Origin of the sequence: Mesorhizobium sp. WSM2561 (genome assembly GCF_000513915.1) — a bacterium.
Classification (GTDB): domain Bacteria; phylum Pseudomonadota; class Alphaproteobacteria; order Rhizobiales; family Rhizobiaceae; genus Mesorhizobium; species Mesorhizobium muleiense.
Genome location: NZ_AZUX01000080.1, coordinates 1 through 8,149 on the forward strand (window position 1 = coordinate 1; position 8,149 = coordinate 8,149).

General features: G+C 58.4%; 13 protein-coding genes and 1 pseudogene. 5 read left to right on the forward strand and 9 right to left on the reverse strand.

What is annotated here, in order from left to right; all coding sequences use genetic code 11:
* Nucleotides 1-387: 387 nt before the first annotated feature.
* Nucleotides 388-624: a hypothetical protein gene (locus M727_RS0132005; RefSeq protein ID WP_027155955.1), complete on the reverse strand. Its 237-nt coding sequence runs from the start codon at nt 622-624 to the stop codon at nt 388-390.
* Nucleotides 625-875: 251 nt separating this feature from the next.
* Here M727_RS0132005 and M727_RS38505 point away from each other — a divergent pair, with 251 nt between their 5' ends.
* Together M727_RS38505 and M727_RS0132015 are read left to right on the forward strand one after the other, a co-directional pair.
* A complete protein-coding gene (locus M727_RS38505) occupies nt 876-1,235 on the forward strand; it encodes a hypothetical protein (protein ID WP_051505837.1) in 360 nt (119 codons plus the stop codon).
* Nucleotides 1,236-1,339: 104 nt separating this feature from the next.
* Nucleotides 1,340-1,618 carry a hypothetical protein gene (locus tag M727_RS0132015; RefSeq protein WP_027155956.1) on the forward strand — a complete coding sequence of 93 codons (279 nt, stop codon included), beginning with the start codon at nt 1,340-1,342 and terminating at the stop codon, nt 1,616-1,618.
* Here the strand turns inward: M727_RS0132015 and M727_RS38510 are convergent.
* Nucleotides 1,587-2,177: pseudogene (locus tag M727_RS38510) on the reverse strand (DNA-3-methyladenine glycosylase). The gene M727_RS0132015 and the pseudogene M727_RS38510 sit on opposite strands and share 32 nt — an antisense overlap.
* On the opposite strand from M727_RS38510, the gene M727_RS43525 reads away from it, so the two are divergent.
* Nucleotides 2,151-2,309: a hypothetical protein gene (locus M727_RS43525; protein WP_236393112.1), complete on the forward strand. Its 159-nt coding sequence runs from the start codon at nt 2,151-2,153 to the stop codon at nt 2,307-2,309. The pseudogene M727_RS38510 and the gene M727_RS43525 overlap by 27 nt on opposite strands.
* A gap of 168 nt (nt 2,310-2,477) precedes the next feature.
* Here the strand turns inward: M727_RS43525 and M727_RS38515 are convergent, their stop codons facing one another.
* A complete protein-coding gene (locus M727_RS38515; RefSeq protein WP_245269100.1) occupies nt 2,478-2,708 on the reverse strand; it encodes a hypothetical protein in 231 nt (76 codons plus the stop codon).
* A 103-nt stretch (nt 2,709-2,811) separates the two neighbouring features.
* A complete protein-coding gene (locus M727_RS0132030) occupies nt 2,812-3,063 on the reverse strand; it encodes a hypothetical protein (RefSeq protein ID WP_027155957.1) in 252 nt (83 codons plus the stop codon).
* A 273-nt stretch (nt 3,064-3,336) separates the two neighbouring features.
* On the opposite strand from M727_RS0132030, the gene M727_RS42080 reads away from it, so the two are divergent.
* A complete protein-coding gene (locus M727_RS42080; RefSeq protein WP_156941721.1) occupies nt 3,337-3,513 on the forward strand; it encodes a hypothetical protein in 177 nt (58 codons plus the stop codon).
* A 1,423-nt stretch (nt 3,514-4,936) separates the two neighbouring features.
* Here the strand turns inward: M727_RS42080 and M727_RS0132050 are convergent.
* Nucleotides 4,937-5,155 carry a hypothetical protein gene (locus M727_RS0132050; protein WP_027155958.1) on the reverse strand — a complete coding sequence of 73 codons (219 nt, stop codon included), beginning with the start codon at nt 5,153-5,155 and terminating at the stop codon, nt 4,937-4,939.
* A gap of 41 nt (nt 5,156-5,196) precedes the next feature.
* A complete protein-coding gene (locus M727_RS41030; RefSeq protein ID WP_348627200.1) occupies nt 5,197-5,820 on the reverse strand; it encodes a recombinase family protein in 624 nt (207 codons plus the stop codon).
* Nucleotides 5,821-6,244: 424 nt separating this feature from the next.
* Between M727_RS41030 and M727_RS0132060 the strand changes: the two genes are divergently transcribed.
* Nucleotides 6,245-6,805 (forward strand): DUF1003 domain-containing protein, encoded by a 561-nt coding sequence (locus M727_RS0132060; RefSeq protein ID WP_027155960.1) that lies wholly within the window; start codon nt 6,245-6,247, stop codon nt 6,803-6,805.
* A 122-nt stretch (nt 6,806-6,927) separates the two neighbouring features.
* Here M727_RS0132060 and M727_RS38530 read toward each other — a convergent pair whose 3' ends face one another.
* The 3 genes from M727_RS38530 to M727_RS0132075 form a co-directional block, all read right to left on the reverse strand.
* Complete coding sequence (locus tag M727_RS38530) at nt 6,928-7,179, reverse strand: hypothetical protein (protein WP_198032741.1); 252 nt, start codon at nt 7,177-7,179, stop codon at nt 6,928-6,930.
* 265 nt (nt 7,180-7,444) lie between these two features.
* Nucleotides 7,445-7,603 carry a hypothetical protein gene (locus tag M727_RS42635; RefSeq protein ID WP_198032742.1) on the reverse strand — a complete coding sequence of 53 codons (159 nt, stop codon included), beginning with the start codon at nt 7,601-7,603 and terminating at the stop codon, nt 7,445-7,447.
* A gap of 278 nt (nt 7,604-7,881) precedes the next feature.
* Nucleotides 7,882-8,149: LysR substrate-binding domain-containing protein (locus M727_RS0132075; RefSeq protein WP_027155961.1), on the reverse strand; the 268-nt coding region annotated here is incomplete at its 5' end.

The following is an 8,149-nucleotide window of genomic DNA, read 5'->3' on the forward strand; positions in this document are numbered from 1 at the left end:
GCCGACCTCAACGAGAGGATGCGCGGCGCCCGGATTACCGAGAACGACCTGAAGACCTTTCGAAGGTCGCAGCAGTCCTGGAGGGCGGCAAGGGCAGAATCGATGCCGACGATTTGATTGCCGCATCCTTCGTCGTCGAGACGCCGGACTAACAAGCCTATTCTCTGTTGGCCCGACTTTCCAATGCCCGCAGTGCAACTTCGCCGTCATCAAGAACGGCAGCTGGTTTCAGGTCGTTTCCCACTCCAAATGCGAGGGATGCGGACGCGAGATCCGGATTACCTATCCCGACAAAATTGCGATCTTGCAGATCACGCGCACTTGGCGATGCCGCCGCCGGGAATTAGCGCGTAATAATTGGGAGTTACCGGCGCTAATCGGGACGTCCTATAACCCATACATCAGGGCAATGAAGAATACCGGTGCAAAGATCAGGAAGATCGCCATTACTATAATCACGGCGAGGGCCAGGCGCTCTGTTCGCCTGACGATTGCAACGACGTCGTCGTCGCTCGACGAAACAACATCAACCGCCGAGAAATCTGTTGGGTCAGGAGTTTGATTGTCATTGGCGGGTCGGCTTGCGACCGCATCGGCATTCTGTTTGCTCTGGATAAGGGTCACAGTTCATTCCGCCGTTAGGGTGCCACATCAGGTGCCCGCCGATGAGTATACAGCGGGGCACCCCGAACCGCCGATGAAGGGACTTTGCTCGGCGGCCAAATACCAATCCTTTGCCAAGATCTTGGTTGCCAGCCTCAGCCCTCTGTCTTTAACGCACAGACTTCAGTCTTACTGCGTCATGGACCATAGCCCGGCGCCGGATCCCGTCGGTCCCGTTGCCGACCAGTGATAATTGAGAATAGGAGATAGTCATGGCTGACGGTCCCACCGTTGTTAACTCAGGCGGAAATGGCGCCGGCACCGCTGTCGCCGTCGTTCTCGCAATTATCGCAACCGTGATCCTGCTGTTGTTCACCGGCGTTATCAACATCAACGGCGGGGGCACCGGAAAGGACGTCGACGTAAAGGTGAAGCGCCTACGGTCGAAGCGCCCAACGTCGAAGCGCCAGCCGCGTCCGCTCCGGCAGAGCCGAGCGCACCTGCCCCAGCCGCGCCCGCTCCGGCAGAGCCGGCCGCACCTGCTCCGGCGGCACCCGCTCCGGCAGCACCTGCTAACGGCGGCTGATTGTGACATCGGATATCGGGCCCGGCGGGATGCCTTCCGGGCTTGATGAAAACGTTGACGACGGTTCACACTCTGCAAAGCGGCCCACGCAACAGAAAGCCTTCGACGGAGTTTCAATCAGTTGCGGGGACCAGCAAAGGAGGATCGCTTATGAAGATACTCGTCACCCTCCTGGCCGGCATTGCAATGGCCGGATGCATCAGCGTGGCCGCTGCCGATCCGTGGAAGGACGAGAGCGGACATGGCAAATGGCAGGGCCGCTACCAAGACGAAGATTATTATGAGCGGAAGCGCGAACGCTACAGCTACAAGAAAGAATTCCGGCGCGGCAATTGCAAGATTGAGCGCAAGTGGGAAGGCGATGAATACAAGGAAGAGGTGAAGTGCAAGCGCGGCTTCAGGGGGCCGGCTTACATCTATCGCTATTGAAACAGACGCCTTGCCGGCCAACGCGGATCGCTAGGCAATTACTCGTGCAGACGAGCAACTCAAAACTTGCGCTCAAGTACGACGAGCCTGCCAGTCCGAACCGCCATTCGAGATCGACAGCCTTGGAGATGCCGATCCGCCGTCCCGTCAAGATGGAGCTAGCTTTGTCTTCTGCCGGCAGCTTGAACTGGAACGGAAGCTCGCCCATTGGCAGCCCGTCATATGATGCATCGACAGCAAGCGCCTGGCAAACGCGACCCGGTCCCGAACAAAGAAATCGAAGGTCATCAACGCCGCGATTAGCCCGGATCAAATCGAGCTTTTATTGTGGTTCGATTGCGCGCACAAGGACAGCACTACCGGGAAGGCAGACGGCATTCACGCACCAATGCAGACCATAGGAGCGATAGACGTATGCGCTCCCTGGGGCGCCGAACATTGCGCTGTTTCGCGAAGTCCGACCGCCAAAACTGTGTGAGGCTGAGTCATCGGCGCGATAGGCTTCCGTTTCGACGACGATCCCGCCCACTCGGTGGACAAGAAGCGTCGCGCCGATCATATCGCGCGCGACAACGCAGGCGTCCCGGGCAAAGAACTGGCGGTTCGTGATCAACGCTTTGCTGGCGGGGCAAGTTTGTTCGAGCGACATGAGAACCAATTTGAGGACGAGGCGCTTGCGAAAGATAATTGAGATGGTCGAAAAACTGAGCCAACAGCCCGCGACGCTCGTCCTTCGAGCATCAACGGCTTGTTAACTCGGGCCGGCGGGCGCCGGTACTTACAATTTTACGCACCCGGTGCTTACTGGGTACAAAGTTTATATTAGCCAGAGTTAACGGAACGTGATTCTAAGGGAAGGTCAGTTCAGCGCCGGCGGCTGCCCCGGCCTAAAACCCTTTAGGGCCGCCGCGATGCCCATTATCACCGATTGGTCGGGGTGATCGAGAACGCGCAGGGTGCCCAGCTCCTCGCCATCGACGCCACAGATCGGTAGGATCTGGAAATCGCCTTCGAAAGACTCCGTATCGCCATTGGCGAAGAAGTTGTACTCCGGAAAACACCTTTTCAGAAACGCCTCGACTTCGCGCAAGGCCGCTTCGGATCGATGCGGTTTGGTTGGCGAGTGTATGGCGCCACCTTCCCGTATAAGCGTAGGAGGTAGAGCGAGCCGCACGTGCGTCGCAGCCGCCCGATCAGGATGCTTCCTGCACTTCCTCGACTTGTGGAGTTACTGGTGCAGGATTAACGACGTAGGTGTTCGAGGTCAGGTCGCTCGTAGATCGGATGATGATGCCGTCATCTCTTAACCGGGCAAAGGTCGCCCTCGCGATACGCAGGGGCTTGCCTTTGGCATCTGCGGCGGTGACTTTGTTCGACCAGGGAACGTGAGTGATGGTGTCAACGCGCTTGAGAAAGCGCTTTTCCTTCTCAGTCAACTCGATCACGCCCGTTCCTCCATACCATTTGCTGCGTTTGGTTGGCCGTAACGCCGATGATACGACTCCGTTCCAGTACCCACGGCACCCATCCATGGTGGGGACCTAGCGGGTCCGCCGGGCTTGCTATCCGCTGAAGCACCCTCCAACGAGGGCGAGAAATTTGCCATTTGCCCGCCAGAAGATTTCGCGGCATGTTCCGGAACCGCCTTCAACTGATGCATCTGGCACGGCAGAACGTCCTGCTGCATAGTCCCTCGATCGGAACCAGGACCCATCGATATGAACTGGGGTATCGAGGATTTTACGGCTGCGGCCACGTTACTTGCCGCTACATGGATCGGGATTGCGCTGGTTCGACGCAACGTCCATGGCAGGGTACTTCGCCCCATTTTGCTAGTCGGCGTGGTGCTTGTCGTGCTGATGATCTGGGCTCACTTGGCCGTGGGAATCGTCTGACCCGCAACCGCCAACGTGGTGCCTCCCGTAAGGTCGTCGAGCCGGCTCATGGTTCATCAGGGCATCGAATGATTGAACCATTCCGAGGAGGGCCTTGTGGCTGCATTGCAGACATTCTGCATCGCCGCGTCTGGGAATGGCTTCGGCCTAGGGCGCGCGATCAAAACCAGAAGGCGTATCAAGGGAGATTGATCATGGGCGACAGGTCTGGGCAGCCATAAGGTGCCCCGCAATGGGTCAATAAGTCTGGCACGGCAGTTGCTCGGTCAGGTATGGGGGAATGGGGCGGAGGCCCGTCGCTTCGCAAATGTAGCGGCGGGTCTTCTGTATAGAGGTCGCGTCCCAGCCTACGCGCTGCCGTCCGTCTCGCTTTCCTCGTCTATCGCCCGGACCGGCATAAAGTCGTTGGTTTCCAGCCATTCGCGCAACACAATCTGGATGAGGTCGGATCGGGCCTATTGCCATATCGGCAGCGATGGAAACGAGCGTGTCTGCGGTGGCTGGCTCCAGCGGCACGCCGAAAACGTTTTAAGTATCAATGCAGCGCGACGGAGGATGATTCCGCGCGCGAGTAATGGTTTTATTCACAAGCGCCCGGCTGAAGCGCGCGCAGGTGAACGCGTATGGCAGGGCCAGGGCTTCACTTTGCCGGCGTCGAATTTCTCCAGGCCGGGAGGAAGATGCGCGCCGACATGCCGTCGAGCGTTCGTAGTAATAGGTCCAGTCGGCATAACCGTCCGACGCCGGTCGCACTAACCGCGCGTACTGGCTTTCGGTTCCGCCGCCCTTTCCGATGGATGTGCAATCAACCCTTCAGGTCGCCGATCCCTTACCACCAGCAACTTCTTTTTCTTGCCAGCAGTTTATCGCGATTTCCATTAGCGGCCGCCGATCGGCCAAGCTTCTCGGCAATCGCGTAGTCGGCTCTGTTCATTCGATAGTCTCTTCCAACAACGGCAAGCAGTTCCGTAAAACAGCATTCAGAACGGTTATGAAGAATGTTTAGGTTAGATAATTTTAATTTACCATGTCGCGCAGTGGTTTCTTGCGCTTATGCGCTCGGTATTTCTCCACCAGCCTGACCTTGTCGATATCCACCGTCACCAGTGGTCGTAGGTCGATCATCACCCTCTCCTTATCCTTGGCAAGGCAGGCGGCACTGCCGAGAGGATGAAGAGGCCGGTGACACAGTGGTCAAGCCGGGATGATCGGCCCTGTGGTCCACCTGCACCGCGCCCTTCGCTACAAGGCTTTCGGGAATACCAGAAAAAGGGGCCTTACCTAGTTACGGGCCGACGTCCTATCTGGCCTAATTTCAGCCTGGCTGGAGGGGTTTGAAACAGACGATCATCGGACTGGCAAAGCGCCCAATCCCCATTTCGCCCGGTAGTCGTCGGGATGCCTTCCTAACGGGCCGAAAGGCTCAGCCCACGTTATCCGTGCTGTTCGGATCGATCTTCGTCAGTCGCTCTCTGGCATCGATCACGCGCCTTTGCTCGGCCCTTATCCGGCCGCACAACGCGAGATTAAGGGCGACGCCACCGTCCTCGTCCAGCAACTCATTCGCGCGCTTCAGAGAGTTCTCGGCTCGTTTTACACCCTGTCTGGCCCTGGCCACTTCGAGGCGATAAATTTCAAACATTTTCCCGCGTCCTTTGCGGTTGCGGTCCCTTCGATAGTTAGTTAACCGGCGTCGATCCCGTTTGTTCCGGCCGCGCCGGTGGCTATTTCCCGCTTATAAAACGGTAAGGGGATTGCCGCGCGAGAACGTTGCGCACGTTCGACACCTGCCATTGGCCATTGCACCCTGTGCGAACGCCGCGGTTGTTCAGAGCGATTGCCAGGCCACGCAGGCTGGTGATGCCCGACTGCTGGATGGACTCGATGATTGGCAGCACGGTGGGCAAACCGGTCGGCTTCTTCGATCGAAATCTTCCGACCTTTCGCCGCAGCTTCTACGGTGTTGGTCGGATTGCCGAGTTTTATGCCAGTGATCTTGCGCGAGGCGAGGGCGGCTTTAGTCCGTTCCGAGATCAGCCGCCGCTCTTTCTCGGCGAGCGCGGCATAGAGGTGCAACATGAACGGATCGGCATCGGCACCGAGTTCGGCCACAATGAAAGGAACGCGCTGGACCATCAGTCCGGCAATGAAGGCGACTTCGCGCGAGAGTCGGTCAAGCTTCGCCACAACGACCGGGCATTTGAACTGTCGGGCAAGGGCGAGGGCGGCATTCAATTGCGGCGGTCGATCAAGAGCATCCGCGCCCTTTCCGGTTTCGATCTCGGTGAACTCCTGGAGGATGATCATGCCCTCGGCCTCGGCAAAGCGGCGACCGCGGCACGCTGGGCCTCGATGCCCAAGCCCGAGCGTCCTTGCCGCTGTGTGGAGACTCGATAGCAGGCGACCGCGCTCGTCATGCTGCTGTTTCCGGGGTGTTCAAACTGCAAACCACCGTTTGCAGTTTGCTCACGGACCCTAGATAGGCAAGTTGTTTTTGCGGTGCGGCATCAACCAGGGCGCCTCGACCCTAACGAAGACGCTCAGCAGCCGGATCGCCCAGCCCCTTCCTCAGCGGGAAGCTCTGGCGGCGCCAAGCCTCAAGACCCCGAAATGGCCCCGGCAAATAGCGGAGCCAATGATTAGACGGCTCTAGTCCGGGAACAAAGTCGAATACCCATGATTTGTACGTTGCCCAGAGTGGCAGGACCGATAGCTATCCAACGGGTGTTCCATGGATTCTCCAACGTTGCCTCCGCCGCCTCCGACTGAACTCAGCCAAGCACTGAAACGCAATATCCAAGCGATTGAGGAGCGCCGGGCGAAGGAAGCAAGCGATGCAACTTTGGAAGAGAAAATCGCTGAGGCGATTACTTCTTTTACGGGCAGTATGCGTTTCGTGTACCTTCACTTGGCCGTGTATGGCGGCTGGATCGTCTCGAACTTGGGCTGGATACCGATCACTCCGCCATTTGATCCGACATTCGTGATATTGGCTATGGTAGCTTCCGTCGAGGCCATATTCCTCTCGACCTTTGTACTGATCAGCCAAAACCGGATGTCAGCTGCCGCAGACAAACGGGCGGATCTGGACCTTCAGGTGAGCCTGCTGACGGAGCACGAACTCACAAAGCTTACTGAACTTGTGGATTCGATAGCGGATCGGTTGAATGTAAAACCAGCCTTAAGCGATGTAGAAGTCGGCGAGATTAAGAGGGACATTGCGCCAGAAGCAGTGCTGGACGAGATCGAATCGAAGCAGCGGGAGGCTGCGGAGAAGCTAGACCCGCGCTGAATGGACACAACGCCCTAGTGTCGTGATCTCGAAATTCGGTTGTTTTGATTTCGGGCTTCGGTCGAACTTCGAAGTCAAAACGACAGTCGAAATCACAGATTGCTACTGTCGGCAATGCCGCCCTACAGGAGCTTCATATCTTCATAGATGGTGACAAAGGTCACTGATGTGTCCAGTTTTCCCTCCAGCTCATGGATGGAGGTCTCCTTCCAGCGCGCCCTGGTCTTCAGCCAGAAAATTGCTGCAGTGACGGCCTCCCGACCTTCACCGGTCGCCTTGGGGTAGAGGCTTTCGGCAACCCGTGCGTTGGCCTTGATGGCGCCGCTCTCGAGTTCATGGGCGCTAGCCGGCTTCGGGCTTGGCACGGCCGACATTGCCTGCGTGCTCGCCACAGACGAGCAGGACCTCAAGGCGCCTCCACCCTGGAGCTCATTGGCCGGTTTTCCAGAGGAGCTTCGATATGGGGCTCATTTGGCTCGGTCCGCGTCCCAGGAGGGTGACGGGAAAGTTTGCTGGTGGTGAGCCGGCAGGAGTCTTGCCCAAGCTTGCAGGATCCGGAGCGCGAGGATGATGCGTCAGATCTCATGCACCTGTTCGATCGGCTTGCCGTCCAGGCCTGAGTGCTCGTTGAACCGAGGTCTACTTCCAGCGGCCGCGTGCCTTGAGCCAGAAGATGGCGGCGATGACCGATTCACGACCTTCGCCCGTTGCCTTGCGGAAGAGGTTCTCCGCCAACTTGGCGTTGGCCTTGGTGTGGCCAAAGGCCAGTTCGTGTGTCTTCGCATCGATACCCAGCATCCCGGCAATGTCCGCCTCCGGAACACATAGCCTGCCAGCGCTTCTACCTGACGGCGATGAAAAGCATCGGGCTGATGGCTGGGGCGGGCCATCAGCCTGCCTCACCAGATGCCACACTCGCCGCCCGGCATGCAATGGCCTTGTCTTCCCGCAAAACCATTCGCAGTACGATGGGCGGCAGCTGTCCTTGTCGGTAGCCTGAAACCTGCCGGTCCGCACCGGCTCCATGATCGGTTGGCAACGCGCCAGACGCGTCACCGGAAGCCAGCGGGGGTGGGCTACCCGCCGAGGACTTTCCTCAGTGCCGGCAATTCTTCGATGACGAAGTCGATGAAGGCGGAAATGCGAGGCGTTGCCCTTTGATCGGGGTGACACAACAGGTGCCAGGCTCTTGCCAGCGCTTGAACCGGTGGAAGCACCTGGATGAGTTCGCCTTCTGCATCTCCGATCGGCGTTGGCAATGGCGCTATGCCAAGGCCCGATTTGACCGCAGCCACCACGCCTAGAACGCTGTTGTTGCGAGCTGCAACGCGCGCCCCCGGCAGA

Excerpts from the sequence above, each read along its gene's own strand:
- M727_RS42635 (WP_198032742.1), bottom strand. The coding sequence starts at position 7,603 with ATGCTGGGTATCGATGCGAAGACACACGAACTGGCCTTTGGCCACACC.
- M727_RS42080 (WP_156941721.1), top strand. The coding sequence starts at position 3,337 with ATGAACTGGGGTATCGAGGATTTTACGGCTGCGGCCACGTTACTTGCC.
- M727_RS0132050 (WP_027155958.1), bottom strand. The coding sequence starts at position 5,155 with ATGTTTGAAATTTATCGCCTCGAAGTGGCCAGGGCCAGACAGGGTGTA.
- M727_RS38530 (WP_198032741.1), bottom strand. The coding sequence starts at position 7,179 with ATGTCGGCCGTGCCAAGCCCGAAGCCGGCTAGCGCCCATGAACTCGAG.
- M727_RS38505 (WP_051505837.1), top strand. The coding sequence starts at position 876 with ATGGCTGACGGTCCCACCGTTGTTAACTCAGGCGGAAATGGCGCCGGC.
- M727_RS41030 (WP_348627200.1), bottom strand. The coding sequence starts at position 5,820 with ATGATCATCCTCCAGGAGTTCACCGAGATCGAAACCGGAAAGGGCGCG.
- M727_RS0132060 (WP_027155960.1), top strand. The coding sequence starts at position 6,245 with ATGGATTCTCCAACGTTGCCTCCGCCGCCTCCGACTGAACTCAGCCAA.
- M727_RS0132015 (WP_027155956.1), top strand. The coding sequence starts at position 1,340 with ATGAAGATACTCGTCACCCTCCTGGCCGGCATTGCAATGGCCGGATGC.